Origin of the sequence: uncultured Nonlabens sp., from assembly GCF_947495285.1 — a bacterium.
Lineage (GTDB): Bacteria > Bacteroidota > Bacteroidia > Flavobacteriales > Flavobacteriaceae > Nonlabens.
In genome coordinates this window covers 1-16,619 of record NZ_CANLXZ010000013.1, presented here as the reverse complement: position 1 = coordinate 16,619, position 16,619 = coordinate 1, and the positions used below count along the sequence as shown (strand labels likewise).

Below are 16,619 nucleotides of genomic sequence, written 5' to 3'. Positions count from 1 at the left end.
TGCCCTTGATTTCTAATCTTATAGGAATAGCAGCTTTTCTAGCACTTATCTTCATAACCCTATCTTTTCACTGTAGTCCATTTTTAAGTTACCGTATCAACTTAAAAAATTTAGTTAATTCCTAGAGCCTTCTATCTTCTTTTTCTTCTTATAATAAGCCACGTGCTTTGATTTCTAGGTATTTATTAATCGTGTTTACCGTCAGGTTTTGAGGCTCGGTAAGTATGGTTTGAATACCATATTTATTTAATTCATTAACGATTAAACGTTTTTCATAAATAAACTTCTCAGCAATAGTTTTTTGATAAATCTCATGTGTAGAAATAGCAGGCCTTTTTACCATTTCTTTTAATTCTGTATTATCAAAAAATATAACCACTAATAAATGATTCTTTGCAATAGCCTGTAAGTATGGAAGTTGCCTATGTAACGCATCCATAGTTTCAAAATTAGTATATAAAAGCAATAAACTACGTTGCGTGATCGTACGTTTAATATCTATATAAAGTCTACCGAAATCACTTTCCTTAAAATCAGTATCGAGGTTGTAAAGCGTCTCTAGAATTAAATTCATTTGAGAGGCTCTTTTTTGCGCCATGACCTGATTAGATAACTTATCTGAATAACTAAACATACCTGCCTTATCGCCTTTTTTTAAGGCAATATTTGAAATAACAAGTGTAGCATTAATTGCATAATCGATTAACTTTAATTCTTCAAAAGGCATTTTCATGACACGACCTTTATCTATTACAGAATATACTGGTTGTGACTTTTCATCCTGAAATTGATTGATCATTAACTGGTTGCGTTTTGCACTAGCCTTCCAGTTAATATTGCGCACATCATCTCCTTGAACATAATCTTTAATCTGTTCAAATTCCATGGTATGCCCTATTCTTCTTATTTTTTTAAGCCCAAAATCTCTGAGCTTGTTAGTAAATGCCATTAATTCATACTTGCGCAACTGCAAGAATGATGGATAGTTAGGCACCATTGCATTTTTATTAAAAGAAAACTTGCGTTGCGCTAGACCTAATGGACTACCTACAAATACCTGTAAGCCACCATAATGATACTCACCTCTTTCTGTAGGACGTACGGTATAAGAAAACGTCTTAGACTTACCTGCCTCTACCTGGTCTATGATTCTAAAATCACGTTCTTGAAACTGCACAGGTAACTCGTCTATAATGTTTAGAAAAACCTTAGTGTTGTATTGGTTTGTAATTAAAATCTCTACAGGGTTTTTATCACCATTAGACAACTTATCTGGCAAGACTCGGCTTGCTTTTAAAGCATCTTTAGTTCTATATAATAATAAGATATCTATTAAAAGCAACCCTATCAGTACAAATAAACCTATTTTAAGGTAATCTATCAATCGTTCAAAAAAGAACGCAAACACAAATAGCACCACTAGACTACCTAGCGCTATAAAGAAGCGTTTTTGCAAAAAGAGGCTTTTAAAAAATTTCTTCACTACCTAGGGATCTCTATGTTTTCTAATATTTGTACTACAGCTCTATCTGCTGTTAAGCCTTCCATTTCTCTCTCTGGGGTTAATATAATTCTATGACGCATTACTGCAGTTGCGATGTACTTAATATCATCTGGCGTTACAAAATCACGTCCCATGATAGCCGCATAGGCCTTAGAACCATTCATAATCGCAATAGATGCACGAGGTGATGCTCCTAGGTATAAATTAGGATTATTACGCGTGTCTAATATAATCTTTGCGATGTACTTTATAAGGTTATTTTCTATAACGATTTCCTTAACTGTTCTTTGATATTTTTCAATTTCGCTGGCAGACAGTATACCATTTACAGAAGACTCTGCGTTTACATTTTTACGTGCGTGATGATCTGTTAAAATCTGTATTTCTTCTTCTAGATTAGGATAACCCACGTTAATCTTAAATAAGAAACGGTCTAATTGTGCCTCTGGCAGTCTATAAGTACCTTCTTGCTCTACAGGGTTTTGTGTTGCAAATACTAGAAACGGTGCGTTGAGCTGGTATTCTTTACCATCGATAGTTACCTGACGCTCTGCCATTGCTTCAAATAATGCAGCTTGTGTTTTTGCAGGTGCTCTGTTGATCTCATCAATTAAAATGATATTAGAAAAAATAGGACCAGGTTTAAATTCAAACTCATTGTTTTTCATAGAAAAAACTGAAGTTCCTAAAATATCTGACGGCATTAAATCTGGCGTAAACTGTATACGCGAGAATTCTACCTGCATGGTTTTTGCTAGCAACTTTGCTGTTACCGTTTTTGCAACACCAGGCACACCTTCTATTAAAGAATGACCATTTGCAAGAATAGAAACTATTAATAAATCGATCATTTCTTCTTGTCCCACAATCACTTTGCGCAATTCTGCTTTAATTTTATAAACTGCCGCACTTAGATGATTTAAGTCCAGTCTGTTTTTAAATTCTAATGACGTTGCTGGATCTTGTATTTGAGGCTCTTGTAGATCTGGAATGGATGGTGGTTGTTCCGCTTTCGCGAAAGCGTTACCATCATTAACATCTTCACCCTTATGAACATATTGCTCTTGCGCAGGCTGCTGTGGTTGCTGGCTAGGGTTATTATCTTGAGGAATCTGTGAGTGGTTATTAGTGTCTTCCATTTCTTATTCTTTGAAAAAGGCGTCTATCCTTTTATTGAGTTGTTTTAATTCATGCTCACTATGCACCGGTTTACTGCGCAAGTGATTAATGTATTCTATAATTTCTTGTGTCTGGTCTTGTGAAACACCTGCTTTTACTGCCAGTCGTTTTATAAAAACATCGTCCAGTTGTTGTGTGTTTACAAAGTATTTAGTTCTTAATTTTTCTAAGAAAAAATTGATTTTTTTATTAATAATTCCAGATACATCACCACTTTGATAATACAAATTACCTATAGTTTTAGTAAACTCTACCGTACTATTTACAAGTGGTTTAACGACTGGTATAGCACGTTGTTCTCTTTTTGCTTTAAAAATAAAATATAATAAAATAGCACCTAGTGTGATATACCAGGCCCATTTTAAAGCCCCATTAGTGAGTATAAATCGCATAGGAGACGCTACAACTCTCTTACCTGATTTTCCATAATCATCAAAGTAAACTGGTCCATCATTAAGGTAAGAAAACACCTCGGTAACATACTGCTTTTTACCTTCTTCTAGCATGTAATAGTTAGTAAAAGCTATAGGATTAAGGTGGTAATAGATAGCACCATCACCTACTTTAAGTTCTATAAAATTTGCTTGTGGCACCTGTCTAGATTTAGATTTTTCAATGGCTTTTTCTATAATAGATTGAGTAGAATCTGGTTGATCCCCAAAGTCTTCTCCCAAAATATTTTTAAGATAACCTTTTACTGGTTCAAAAGGTAAAACCTCTCCTAGAACGGTTGTTCTCGTGGTATCATAACTGGTAAAATGGCGATAACTGCTCCCTTTTTTATAGATATAGCTGCGGTTTTCAAATACAGGATTATTTAAACGTACCCTTACCGTATCCTGCTCATAATAGCTATAAAAACGATTTGAGTCTACATTAAGAGAGTCTCCTAATGCACCGGTAACACTTTCTGAAGAAATAAAAACTTTATTACCACGCTCTGCAAATTCTGTTAAATATCTCAGCTCTGTTCTATCAAAACCTAAGTAATTATTTATAAAGATATAGTTTGCATTTTCTACATCTTCATGCTCTTTTAAAAAAGAGACTGGATCTATTTTAATACTCTCTACACCTTCTTCAAATAAATCATCTAGTTGATCGTACAGAATGTACGCGCCAAAAGGGATTTTATCTCCACTGGTGTAACTCTCTTCCCAGCTTAAGGGCTGTGGGGTTATTAATTCTAAGAATAATAACAGAGCTACCACACCGAATATGATATAGAGGTATATTTTTGATTTCTTATCCATTATGCAGCTCTGTTTTTAAGAGTTTCAAACTCGGTTACTGCCTCTCTATACGTTTGCTCATCAATAGGAAACTCTCCATACCAAACATGATCGTATAGGTAAGATACTTTTTTAAAGTTTTCTCTAGTTTCTGGATTTTTAAGTTCGTGTTGGTAATCAGAATTGGTTTTTTGAAAATCCCAATCGATTAACTTTTTTGCGCTCAAGCTTTTTAAAAGTGATAGGTATTGATAACGTATCGCATTTCTATAACTACCTTCTCGCTCGCTATTTTCTATTAATGTAATAAAATCTATTTCTTCAATATGAGTATCTGCTATTTCTACATTACTCGATTTCTTTGCTGTTTTACTGAATAATTTTGACGCACTCTCATTACCTACTAGTCTTACTATCATGAAAATAACCGCAGCACCTACGATAAAATAAAATAGATAGGTAAGGATTTTTATGGTTAATGGCGATAGTTGAAATCCAAAAACTCTTTGTAATCCATCCATCATCCAACTGAAGAATCTTGCAAATAAATTCTGACTCGTTGCCGTGGTGCGTTCATAATTAAACTCGCCACCAGAATATTCTTCTTTAAGATCCTTATCGATCTTGCGTACCGTTAATTCTCGAGTGTCATATTTTCTATTTAATGTATCTACTATCTCTACAGGCTGTTCTTCAATATCCTGAATCACATTCTCTAGTATCTGGGCATTTCCTACATAAGAGAAAAGAATCCAAAAGTATATATGTAATAGATAGGTTTTACTCCTCATCTTTCACACCTAATTTTGCAATACGGTTCTTTAAAAACACATTATACTTCGTCTCATGTAGGTTAAAATATAAATACCCCATGACTAACATGATAAGAAAAAAGGTTAAGGAACTAAGGATGCTATTTATAGCATAGAAGAAAAACTCTACCGCTTTTATAAAAATATTGCTTTCTAGTTCTACATTATCCTCTGCACTGTTATAACCATAAAAGGCAACTATTAAAACAGGTAACAATTGAAAAAGTGTAGATGCTAAATAAATAAGAATGGAAGTCACAAAAGAGACACCTACAGCTTTCCAGAATTTAGAAAAAAGCATTTCCCAACCTTTACCTAGTGCAGCAACGGCATCCATGTGCTCATCATAAGCAAATGCAAACATGCTCAATCCTACCCAGGTAGCATATGTAATAAGGATAAGCAATAAAACAAAGATTCCTAGAATAGGTATGATAGCAGCGATTACACCTACTATCATTACTGGTATAACTGCAATACCACCTATTAAAACAATGAGAAACATACCTCCTAATTTCTTTTTGGCATAATGAAATACTTCTTTGTAATTAGGATTACCTTCTCTATCTCTTTCATAAAGTCTTAAATACACACCTGCTAACGAGGCGTTTAACAAAGTAACTAAAACATTAATTACTACACCTATACCGCTCGCTATATAACTGGTCTCTAAAGCTCCATTCATAGCCTGATCCATGTAAGTACCGTTTGCTAAGGCAACAACACTAGATAGTCCTGAGTTTGCTATATAATTAGTTATAAAAAGAATAATTATAAAAATAAAATTATAAGCAAGAAATACCTTAAATAAATTTTTATGATCGCCTTTTAAAAAATCAAAATAAGCAGTGATAACACCACTAAAATCCCTACGTAATCGAGGCTCTATATAATTGTTCATGTCTGTTCTTTATTATTCTAGGATAAATCCCGTAATACCATATAATTAACGCAGCGCTTGCTATCACAATAATCCAGTTTAAAAGAGCTGGCATAAAAGCATATCTGGTAATGAATCCCTCTATAAAACCTGCAAGTATAAATAAAGGTATGGTACTCACCATGACTTTTAAACCTGCTTTGGCACTTTTTATAAAAGAATATTTACGTTGATATGTTCCAGGAAATAAAATACCATTACCTAATATAATTCCTGCCGCACCACATACTACTATTATAGAAAGCTCTACCGTACCATGTAACATGATAACACGCCATGCTTCTATGGTAACACCTTCTCTATAAAACATGGTAAAAAATGCTCCTACCATAATACCATTATTAAAAATAATATATAGCGAGCCTATAGAGGTAAGTAGACCGAAGGCAAAACACATCATACCTACTCTTATATTATTGATCGTAATACCTAGAAACATACCTCCTTGCCCACTATCTTGATAAACAGCTGTAGGATTACCATTTGCTATGTTTTCAAGTGTCATGTTTACATAATTATCACCTAGTATTAATCTAACAAAGCTGTCGTCATACAAAGTGCTTATGGTACCTATAAATATCGCAACAAAAAATGCAAGAATGGCATAAAGAAATTCTTTTTGGTATCCCGAGAAAAATAATGGAAAATCGGTTTTAAAGAACTCTACTATACTATTTTTACTTTCCTTCTTATTGACATAAATCTTTTGATGCGCCTGACTAGCAAGAGAATTTAAATACTTTAATGTATTAGAACCCTCATAATATGTTTGTGCATAAGAGAGGTCATTAGTAAGATGAATATATAAATCAGACAGGTGATCTGGATTAATTTTCACATTAGCATCCAGTGCTCTTTCAAAAGCTATCCATTTTTCCTTATTTTGCTTCACAAAAGCAGCTTCACGCATGGGCTCTTTTTTTTATAAAGATATAAACTTACAACTGTATGTCAAATACTGCAATTAACACAGCACAAAATGTAAACATAGAATATGAATTTGCCGGTGTTGGTAAACGCATGCTCGCTTTCTTATTAGACCTAGTCATATTTGCTATATATTTGATTACCATGTCTCTTACTATATATAGAGCGGTAGGATTATTAGACGATAATAATACCTTAGGGATTCAAGAACTTTCTATGCTACCTATATTTTGTTACTCTCTATTCATGCATCTTATCTTTAATGGACGTACCGTAGGTAAATTTATTATGGGTATTAAAGTAGTAAGAGAAGATGGATCACCTGCCCGATTATCAGATTATTTAGTGCGATGGATATTCAGACTGGTAGATATTATAATCTTTTTTGGTACTGTAGGTGTAGTTTCTATTCTATTTTCAGAAAAAAAACAACGTTTAGGTGATCTCGCTGCAAAAACCATAGTCATCAATACAAAAAAAAGCACAAAAATATCTCATACGATTCTAGAAGATCTAGACCCTAATTATCAGGCACAATTTCAAAATGCTTATCTATTAACAGATGCAGATGTTAATGAAATAAAAGACATTTACCGCCTTGCTGGAGAAAGTCGTGATTATATGACTCTTAGAGAATTGCGCATAAAAGTAGAATCTCTTTTAAATATCAATTCAGATTTGAGAGATGGAGTCTTCATACGCACAGTACTCAAGGACTATACTTACCTAACACAAGGACGATGAATTTTATAGAAATTATTGATTTTTTAGGGACTATTGCCTTTGCCATTTCTGGTGCACTCGCTGCATTTTCTAAAAAACTAGATCCATTTGGGATAGTCATTATAGCTTTTGTTACAGCCGCTGGTGGTGGTACTTTAAGAGATATTCTTATAGGCGTGCAACCCATCTCGTGGATGCGCAACATGAACTTAATCTACACCATACTAGCTTGTGTGGTCATCACTTTTATTTTTAGGGCACAACTAGCAAAACTGCGTAAAACTCTCTTTTTATTTGACGCCATAGGCATAGGTCTTTATACAGTGGTAGGTCTAGAAATGGGACTAGCCGCTGGTTTACATCAATTAATCTGTATTATTATAGGATGTATCACTGCTTGTTTTGGTGGTGTGCTCAGAGATATTTTAATTAATGAAATCCCTGTTCTTTTTAGAAAAAACATTTATGCAACTGCTTGCATAGTAGGTGGCATTGTTTACTTTATACTTTTAGAATTTAATTTACCTAACAATATCGTATTTACAACATCTGCGGTGACTGTAATACTAACGCGAGTGCTGGCCGTTGCCTTTAAAATAAAACTACCATCGCCTTACTCTAAAAGTGAAATTATAAATAAGTGATTTAATTATTCCGCTTTCGCGAAAGCGGAACTACTATCCAACTAAAAGAAATAAACTAGTCTTTTCCTGCTTTAAACAGGTAATCTTTTTCTGCTTTTGATAAAGACTCATAACCGCTCGCCGAGATCTTATCAAGAATAGCATCTACCTTTTTCTGATCTGTAGATTTTACTGTACTAGCTGTTTTTGAAGATGCTGTTTTCCCTTTATAAACTGTTTTCATTTTTGCCTTGTGCTCTGACTTAGATTTCTTAACGCTGGGTTTAAAAAGGTTTATAAAGAAGTCCCCTATTCTAGCAAAACTCTCTAGAATATCATCTCCTTCTTTCATGCGTACAGCAGCAAAATAACCTACCGCAGCACCAGCTAGATGCCCCAGACTGCCACCAGTATTTATTTGGAATGCAACCATTACTATATTAGTTGCAAGAAGGAAATATGCAACGTATTTCAATTTAATATTTAAAAATATCAATCTATACTCAGACTCTGGGAAATAAGCACATGAAAATAAAATTAATGCAAAAACACCAGCACTTGCACCTATTAAACCAGGAGATCTAAAAAAAGTAGGAAATAATCCAGATGCTAGTATAAATGATAATGCACCAGCAAAAACACCTAAAAAGAATAGGGTTAAAAACTGTCTCGCTTTAAAGATATTTAAAATGTACCTACCTGCAATATAAATACCTAACGCATTCCCTATAAAGTGCCATAAACCATCATGAATTAAACCATAAGTAATCCAGCTCCACGGCTGTAATAATGCAGCTGAAAAACCGCTAGGTAAAACAAATTGTAAATAAGCAGGTAAATAAGTATAATATAAAAACCAACCAATAATAGTGGTTAAAAATAAAACGGTAATTAACTTACCACTTATATCAAATGCGGCATATTTTACTTTAAACTGATCCCAACCATTCATATTTAATAGATTCTATATTTATCCATGTCGTTTTTCTTCCAGTACCATATCATGATAAAACCAAAAATAGCACCACCTATATGAGCTAGATGTGCCACATTAGGAGTGGATGTAATAAAGCCTAATGTAGCAAGTAATTCTTTGATCATATAGAATCCTATCAAATATTTAACTTTTATAGGAATAGGAATTGGAAATAAAGTCAATGATCTCTCTGGAAACAACCATAAATAAGCAGCTAGAATACCATAAATAGCACCACTAGCACCTACAGAAGGCACATTGTAATCTGTCGCCATGAAATAAGCATTATCAAAGGTGAAGTTATAGTAATTTACCGCAGCTACTGTAATAAAAGCACCGATACCACAAGCTAAATAAAAGAAAAGAAACCGGTTAGAATCCATCCATCTTTCAATTGCAGGACCTAAAAAAACAAGTGCGAGCATGTTGTACAAGATATGTGTAAAGTCATACTGACTGTGCATAAACATATGAGTAAACGGCTGCCATATTCTAAAATTAGGATTCTGATAAGGCCATAACGCAAAGGTGTTAAACAAAGGCTCTGCATTAAGAATAAACATAAATCCTATATAAATCACCACATTTAAAATGAGGAGATTCTTAACCATAGGTGATAAATTGAAATTAAACATCTTTAGTTAAATTTTGAATTAAGACTATCGCCAGATAGATTTATAAATATTTTCTTTCCTGAAAAGGTGACCTCTGGTTCTTTACATGCAAATAATTCATCCACCAGATTCTCCATCGCCTCGCTGTTCAACACCTCACCTGTTTTAATAGACATGCTGGTCGCCATGGTTTGCGCTAGTCTGTCTGCTGGAGAATAGGTGTTTTCTGGTAAATCGTGTTGTTCTTTTGCAATAACGGCTTCTAGCACGCCAGGCACATCTTTTTCTTTTAATTCTAGTGGCAAGCCCTCTATCTCTACCACATTATTCTCTAGACTTTTAAATAAAAACCCAGTATGTTCTAACTCTTCTTGTAAAGCAATAAGTATCGCAACCTCTTCTACAGGTAAATTAATCTTGATAGGAAAAAGCAATTGCTGGCTTACTCCATTTTGCACGGTAAGCTGTCTCAATAGTTTTTCATAAAGAATGCGCTCATGCGCTCTTTGCTGATTAATAACTAACAGTCCACTTTTTAAAGTACTGATTATAAACTTGCGTTGTAATTGAAAAATATTGCGCTGCTCGACCTCGTGTTGTTGAAACATAGAAGAAGTAGACTCTTCTGTATGCGTTTCATCAATTAATTGCGTGGTCTCTTCTATACCTGCATAAAGCGATTCCCATGGTTGAGACGGTGGTTTTTGAAACGAAGGCGCCTGGTATGATTTTGATGGTTTTGAATCTTGTTGAAAAGGATTAAAATCTGGATCTACCTCTATCTTAGGCGCTTGTGTATAGCCATTTTTTGCCACATCATAAGGCACTTCGTATTGTTTCTCTTGTTGAAAATCAATAGAATTTACAGAAAACTGACCCAACGCATGTTTTACACTTGCTCTAAGGATAGCGTATAAGCTATGCTCGTCATCAAATTTTACTTCTGTTTTTGTAGGATGAATATTTATATCAACACTATCAGTCGGTACAGTTAAATAAAGAAAGTACGACGGATTTGATTTATCCTTTAACAATCCTTCAAAGGCACTTGCTACGGCGTGATTTAAATAATTATGTTTTATAAATCTATTGTTTACAAAGAAGTATTGCAATCCACGAGTTTTTCTAGCAAATTCTGGTTTACCTATAAAACCCCTTATAGACATCAATTCTGTTTCTTCTTCTACAGGAACTAATTTTTCATTAGTTTTTGCTCCCATAATACCTACTATACGCTGTCTGTACGTACTCTTAACAAGATTAAAAAGTGAGGTATCGTTATGTGTAAAACTTATTGCTACTTCTGGGTGGACCATTGCCACACGATGGAACTCGTCTGTGATATTGCGCAATTCTACCTGGTCAGATTTAAGAAATTTCCTTCTTGCTGGTACATTGTAAAATAAATTACGTACACTTATCATCGTACCTTTAGAAGTAACAACGGGCTCTTGCTTTGTGATTTTACTTGCTTCTATTTCTAACAAAGTTCCTAGATCGTCTTCTTCTCTTTTAGATTTTACAGAAATTTGTGCAATAGCAGCAACAGAGGCTAGTGCCTCACCTCTAAAACCTTTGGTATGGAGATTAAAAAGATCATCGGCAGTAGAGATTTTTGATGTTGCATGACGTTCAAAAGCCATACGAGCATCTGTCATGCTCATACCTTTACCGTTATCAATAACTTGTATTAATGTTTTACCAGCGTCTTTTATGATCATCTGGATTTGTGTTGCTCCAGCGTCTATAGCATTTTCTAGCAACTCTTTTACCACACTGGCAGGTCGTTGCACTACTTCTCCAGCAGCGATTTGATTTGCAACGTGATCTGGTAATAATTTTATAATGTCTGACATGAAGTCAATTAGAATCTAAAGATGGATAAATCAAAGTCAATGATCCAGAGAAAAATGAGAACAAGAATAGAAATAATAATTAAGAGTCTTCTCTTAACTAGCACATCTGCTCCTTGTTTTAAATCTTGTATCGCATTACCGAATTTTCCCTTGAGCCCCACATTTTGTACTGTAGAACGTTGATCATCAAACTTATGTTTGATCTCAAAGGGTTTACCGCCGGTACTATTTTTATAGTAACGTGGTTCATAATCGTATTTCTTATTCTTTCTGCGACCTATAATTCCCATAACCTCTGGTATTTTACAAATTTAATAAATACTCGATAGACAATGAACAAAGATGATGCCTAGTTATTAAGACAACGCAATTAAGTGATCCTGAAATTGTGAGATTAAATACTAATTATCTTAATTTATCTATAAAGCAAAAAAAATGCGGGCTTTGCCCGCATTTTTTTTACTCTTCTTTATAAAATAAAGGCTAAGAATACATCTTATCTCTCAGTTCCTTAATTTTCTTATCGTCCATATACTCTTCAAAAGTGGTGTAGCGATCTATAACTCCTTTAGGCGTTAACTCTATCACTCGATTACCTACTGTCTGAGCAAACTCATGATCATGCGTGGTAAGCAACACGGTACCTTTAAAGTTTTTTAAACTGTTGTTTAACGCTTGTATAGATTCTAGGTCCAGGTGGTTAGTAGGCTCATCTACTACAAGAACGTTTGCTCTTTTCATCATCATGCGAGATAACATACAACGTACTTTCTCACCTCCAGAAAGTACACGTGCACTCTTAAGAGCTTCTTCTCCAGAAAAAATCATCTTACCTAAGAAACCTCTTATGTGTACTTCTTCTCTCTCTTCTTCAGTCTGTGCATACTGTCTTAACCAGTCTACAAGATCCAGATCTACATCAAAAAACTCAGAATTATCAACTGGTAAATAACTTTGCACTGTGGTAACACCCCAGGCAAATTTACCAGCGTCTGCAGTAGCGCGATCGTTTATGATATCATAAAATAAAGAGGTGGCACGACTGTCTTTAGAGAATAAAACAACTTTATCACCTTTGGCCAGGTTAATATCTACATCTTTAAAAAGCACTTCACCATCTACAGATCCTGCTAGTTTTTCAACATTTAAGATTTGGTCACCTGCCTCGCGATCTCTTTCAAAAATAATAGCTGGATAACGTCTAGAAGATGGTTTTATCTCAGATATATCTAGTTTATCAATCATCTTCTTACGAGAAGTTGCTTGTTTAGACTTTGCCATGTTTGCGCTAAAACGAGCAATGAATTCTTGAAGTTCTTTCTTCTTCTCTTCGGCCTTTTTATTTGCTTGCTGGCGCTGTCTCGCTGCTAGTTGAGAAGACTCATACCAGAAGGTATAGTTACCAGAGTACTGGTTAATTTTACCGAAATCAATATCGGCTATATTTGTACATACCGCATCTAAAAAGTGCCTATCGTGAGATACTACGATTACTGTATTTTCATAATTTGCAAGAAAATGCTCTAACCATGAGATAGTTTCATAATCCAGGTCGTTAGTAGGCTCATCCATAACTAGAACGTCTGGAGTTCCAAAAAGCGCTTGTGTTAAAAGCACACGCACCTTTAACTTATTATCCATATCACCCATAAGAGTATAATGATATTCCTCACCTATACCCAGATTAGAAAGTAATGATGCTGCAGAGCTGTCTGCATTCCATCCATCCATTTCTTCAAAGGCAACTTGTAACTCTCCTATTTTCTCAGCGTTTTCATCTGTATAATATGCATAAAGGGCATCTATTTGCGTCTTTAAATTATACAGAGGCTTGTTACCTTTAAGTACTGTTTCTAGTACGGTATCCTCATCATGGGCATTGTGATCTTGTTCTAGAACAGACATTCTTTTTCCTGCCTCTAGACTTACATGACCGCTGGTAGGCTCCATTTTTCCTGTAAGAATTTTTAAAAAAGTAGATTTTCCAGCACCATTTGCTCCGATGATGCCGTAGCAGTTACTACCACCAAATTTTGCATTTACTTCATCAAATAATACGCGCTTACCGAATTGAACCGATAAATTAGAAACAGTTAACATAGATTGATTTTTGAATTTGCAAAAATACTCATTCTATTGAGTTTAAAAAGAACTCTTTGACATCATTTTAACAGTGCGTTAACGCGTCATGTAAATCAATAAGTCTTTTTTTGTGACTATCTCTATTATATGGTGCCTTTATGATTGATTATATCTCGCTTTCGCGAAAGCGAAACTATAAATTTCTTTACATCGTTCTACTAGCAGTATCTCTCACAGCTTTAATAGGTTGTGAAGAAGAAAATAGTGGTGATACATCTATTGTATTAACTGGAAAGATTATAAATCCTAACGCCGATTTTATCGTTCTAAGAAATTACTCTGGAATAAATGACACGATTAGATTAAATGATAAAGGGGTATTTCTTAAGGAATATGAATCTATAACGCCTGGGTTATACACTTTTGTACATCCTACGGAATATCAATCTTTATATATAGGATATGGGGATACTTTAAGATTGAGATTAAACACAAAAGCATTTGATGAGTCTCTTGCGTATACTGGTGCTGCCGCAAAGGAGAACAACTATTTGATCAATTTATTTCTAGAAATTGAACAAACAAATAGAAACCTAATGAGTGAGTACCATCGCGAGCCTAGTGACTTTAAAAAAATGATTGATGAGCTGACTGCAAAGAGAATCAAAGCATTAAAGAAAACGGCAAAGAAAATCGGTTTTCAAACCTATTTTGTGAAGAACACAGAGATGATTATCAAATTTAGTTCTTGGTCTACTCTAGAACGATATGCCTTTACACATTATGGTAAAAGCGATATTTTAAAAAGTGATGTTTTACCGTCTAATTTTTATTCTTACAGACAGCATCTAGAAATATGCGATACTAAATTACTTAACAACTATGCTTATAGGCCGTATGTCACATCTCTAGTTTCTAATATTGCATTATATAACTGTGCTCGTAAATATGGGTCTGGTGAGGCGGTAGACAGGGAAGGGTATGATTACCGTAAGGAGAAACTGCATGTTATAGATAGTCTTTTTACTAATGAAAAATTAAAAGGTTTATTTGCAGGTATCGAGACTAGAAACTTTATTAAAAGTAGAAAAAATGCAAGAGAAATTAATGATCTAGTGGGCGAGTTTCTTCAAATATCAACAGATGAGCAACTTAATAATGAAATTACTAAGATAGCTGCAACGTATATGAATCTAGATCCTGGAAATAAGTTACCGGATTTTAAAATTTATGATGATCAAAAGAATATTACACAACTGTCTTCTAACATAAATGGATTATCTGTTCTTTTTTATTGGTCTAATAAAAATGAATCTTATGCCTTAAGAGTGCATAGAAAAGTAAATGAATTGCGCAATAAGTATCCAGAGATTAAATTTATAGGTATTAACCTAGATGATCCTGAGAGCGATGTATGGAAAGATGCTCGAGAACAATTCGGTTTTCATATAGGAACAGAATTTCAACTGGTAAATAGCCAGTCTATAAGTAAGCAACTCGCTTTGAGAAATGATAATAGGAGTATGGTAATAGCCCCTGGACTTACTATTCTAGATCCTAATATTAACTTATTTCATTACAAGATAGAAACTACTCTTTTAGGCTATTTAAGTAGATAAGCTGGTTACACAAAACGTAAAAAAAGGTGCTTAGTAATATTTACTAAGCACCTTTTTTATCTTTAACTAGATAAAGAAAGATTAAGCGTTTCCTTTATTGTAATCTTCTAGAAATTTTGCAAGACCTATATCTGTTAATGGGTGTTTTAACAGGCCTTCTATGGAAGAAAGTGGTCCAGTCATTACGTCTGCTCCTAATTTTGCACAATCTATAACGTGCATAGTATGCCTTACTGAAGCTGCTAGAATTTCTGTGTCAAAACCATAGTTATCATAGATCATTCTAATTTCGGCAATTAGGTTAAGACCGTCGGTACTAATATCGTCTAGTCTACCTATAAATGGTGATACATAAGTTGCGCCGGCTTTTGCTGCTAGTAATGCCTGTCCAGAACTAAAAACTAGAGTCATGTTAGTTTTAATACCTTTATCTGTAAAGTACTTACAGGCTTTTACACCGTCTTTAATCATAGGTAATTTTACAACTATCTGGTCGTTGAGAGCTGCAAGAGCTTCTCCTTCTTTAACCATTCCCTCATAATTAGTAGAAATAACCTCTGCACTGACATCTCCATCTACCAGTTCACAGATCTTTTTATAATGTTGGATTATATTATCTTGTCCAGTTATTCCTTCTTTGGCCATAAGAGAAGGATTAGTAGTCACTCCATCCAGAATTCCCATGTCCTGAGCGTCGGCTATTTGATCTAAGTTTGCGGTATCAATAAAAAATTTCATCGTTGTGTATTTAGATGTTAAGTATAAATCTAGGACAAAAATGGAGATTCCCTTTATGAAATAAGTATTTTTAGATCATTAAATATGATTACTTTTTAACAAGTATAAAATTCATGAATAAAATCACAAAGCACTCATTTGTAGCATTCTGTATTTAAACATTTAACGCGAGCTGTAGCTATCTTCAACATTAAAATAATAATGACTTCTAAGTATTATATACATCTACTCCACTTGCCATCATGAAACTTACAGAAAATCCATACACTAATAGAGTTCTCGCGACAAATCTTATGTACAAAGAGTTTCTAGATAACTTGTGAGTAACTACTTAGTCTATGAAGAAGCATCAAGTACTTAAAAACATTCATAGTTGCAATCTAGAGGCAGATGGTGTTGTTATACCATGGACTAGCAACACTAAATCTTTAAAAAGGTAAGGTATAGCAATCTTAAAAGAATAATAAGCCCACCCATTAAGTACTTTTAGTTAAGGAATTAATTCTATTTTAAATAGTCTCTTGTAGTAAATGAGTTGTAAGGAAGAAGCAAAGTTATTTTACCTAGGGAGATCAGACCTATCAAATACTGTGTATCAAATTAAAAGAAAAATACAGACTGCCTACTTAAAAAAGGAATGAAAGCTATATAAAATAAATAAGAAACCTGAGTTCGATTAATAAAAAGTCAATTGATTGGACTTTACAGTTTGATATTTAATAGAAGGTTTTTTAGGCAAGAAGCTATATGCAATAAGACCTGCAACTATATTTGACAAGAAATTAGTAAAGCTT

15 protein-coding genes are annotated in these 16,619 nt (G+C 34.1%); 3 read left to right on the top strand and 12 right to left on the bottom strand.

Features of this window, described 5'->3' with window-relative positions:
* Positions 1-148: 148 nt before the first annotated feature.
* The 6 genes from Q0838_RS07020 to Q0838_RS06995 are packed head-to-tail and all read right to left on the bottom strand — an operon-like array spanning position 149 to position 6,577.
* The gene (locus Q0838_RS07020; protein ID WP_298952761.1) at positions 149-1,456 is read right to left on the bottom strand and encodes a DUF58 domain-containing protein; all 1,308 of its coding nucleotides are present in this window, start codon (positions 1,454-1,456) and stop codon (positions 149-151) included.
* A gap of 26 nt (positions 1,457-1,482) precedes the next feature.
* Positions 1,483-2,643: a MoxR family ATPase gene (locus Q0838_RS07015; RefSeq protein WP_298952760.1), complete on the bottom strand. Its 1,161-nt coding sequence runs from the start codon at positions 2,641-2,643 to the stop codon at positions 1,483-1,485.
* A gap of 3 nt (positions 2,644-2,646) precedes the next feature.
* Complete coding sequence (locus Q0838_RS07010; RefSeq protein ID WP_298952758.1) at positions 2,647-3,936, bottom strand: DUF4350 domain-containing protein; 1,290 nt, start codon at positions 3,934-3,936, stop codon at positions 2,647-2,649.
* Complete coding sequence (locus tag Q0838_RS07005; protein ID WP_298952757.1) at positions 3,936-4,706, bottom strand: DUF4129 domain-containing protein; 771 nt, start codon at positions 4,704-4,706, stop codon at positions 3,936-3,938. Before Q0838_RS07005 ends, Q0838_RS07010 begins: the two co-directional genes overlap by 1 nt.
* Positions 4,696-5,628, bottom strand: coding sequence for a hypothetical protein (locus Q0838_RS07000; RefSeq protein WP_298952755.1), 933 nt, complete (start codon positions 5,626-5,628; stop codon positions 4,696-4,698). Before Q0838_RS07000 ends, Q0838_RS07005 begins: the two co-directional genes overlap by 11 nt.
* Positions 5,597-6,577, bottom strand: coding sequence for a stage II sporulation protein M (locus Q0838_RS06995; RefSeq protein WP_298952753.1), 981 nt, complete (start codon positions 6,575-6,577; stop codon positions 5,597-5,599). Before Q0838_RS06995 ends, Q0838_RS07000 begins: the two co-directional genes overlap by 32 nt.
* Positions 6,578-6,615: 38 nt before the next feature.
* Here Q0838_RS06995 and Q0838_RS06990 point away from each other — a divergent pair, with 38 nt between their 5' ends.
* Both Q0838_RS06990 and Q0838_RS06985 read left to right on the top strand, forming a co-directional pair.
* Positions 6,616-7,338: an RDD family protein gene (locus tag Q0838_RS06990; protein WP_298952751.1), complete on the top strand. Its 723-nt coding sequence runs from the start codon at positions 6,616-6,618 to the stop codon at positions 7,336-7,338.
* Entirely contained in the window at positions 7,335-7,961 is a 627-nt protein-coding gene (locus Q0838_RS06985) for a trimeric intracellular cation channel family protein (RefSeq protein WP_298952749.1), read from the top strand. Before Q0838_RS06990 ends, Q0838_RS06985 begins: the two co-directional genes overlap by 4 nt.
* 55 nt (positions 7,962-8,016) lie before the next feature.
* On the opposite strand, the gene Q0838_RS06980 is transcribed toward Q0838_RS06985, so the two are convergent.
* The 5 genes from Q0838_RS06980 to Q0838_RS06960 all read right to left on the bottom strand — a co-directional run bounded on the left by Q0838_RS06980 (position 8,017) and on the right by Q0838_RS06960 (position 13,486).
* Entirely contained in the window at positions 8,017-8,892 is an 876-nt protein-coding gene (locus Q0838_RS06980) for a rhomboid family intramembrane serine protease (protein WP_298952747.1), read from the bottom strand.
* Between the two features lie 2 nt (positions 8,893-8,894).
* The gene (locus tag Q0838_RS06975) at positions 8,895-9,527 is read right to left on the bottom strand and encodes a rhomboid family intramembrane serine protease (protein ID WP_298952745.1); all 633 of its coding nucleotides are present in this window, start codon (positions 9,525-9,527) and stop codon (positions 8,895-8,897) included.
* Positions 9,528-9,553: 26 nt separating this feature from the next.
* Positions 9,554-11,386, bottom strand: coding sequence for a DNA mismatch repair endonuclease MutL (gene mutL / locus Q0838_RS06970; protein ID WP_298952742.1), 1,833 nt, complete (start codon positions 11,384-11,386; stop codon positions 9,554-9,556).
* Between the two features lie 8 nt (positions 11,387-11,394).
* Entirely contained in the window at positions 11,395-11,676 is a 282-nt protein-coding gene (locus tag Q0838_RS06965; RefSeq protein ID WP_104515454.1) for a riboflavin synthase subunit beta, read from the bottom strand.
* A gap of 193 nt (positions 11,677-11,869) precedes the next feature.
* Positions 11,870-13,486 (bottom strand): ATP-binding cassette domain-containing protein, encoded by a 1,617-nt coding sequence (locus Q0838_RS06960; protein ID WP_298952739.1) that lies wholly within the window; start codon positions 13,484-13,486, stop codon positions 11,870-11,872.
* Between the two features lie 140 nt (positions 13,487-13,626).
* Between Q0838_RS06960 and Q0838_RS06955 the strand changes: the two genes are divergently transcribed.
* Positions 13,627-15,087, top strand: coding sequence for a redoxin domain-containing protein (locus tag Q0838_RS06955; RefSeq protein WP_298952737.1), 1,461 nt, complete (start codon positions 13,627-13,629; stop codon positions 15,085-15,087).
* A gap of 81 nt (positions 15,088-15,168) precedes the next feature.
* On the opposite strand, the gene fsa is transcribed toward Q0838_RS06955, so the two are convergent.
* Positions 15,169-15,825, bottom strand: coding sequence for a fructose-6-phosphate aldolase (fsa, locus tag Q0838_RS06950; protein ID WP_298952735.1), 657 nt, complete (start codon positions 15,823-15,825; stop codon positions 15,169-15,171).
* Positions 15,826-16,619 lie beyond the last annotated feature (794 nt).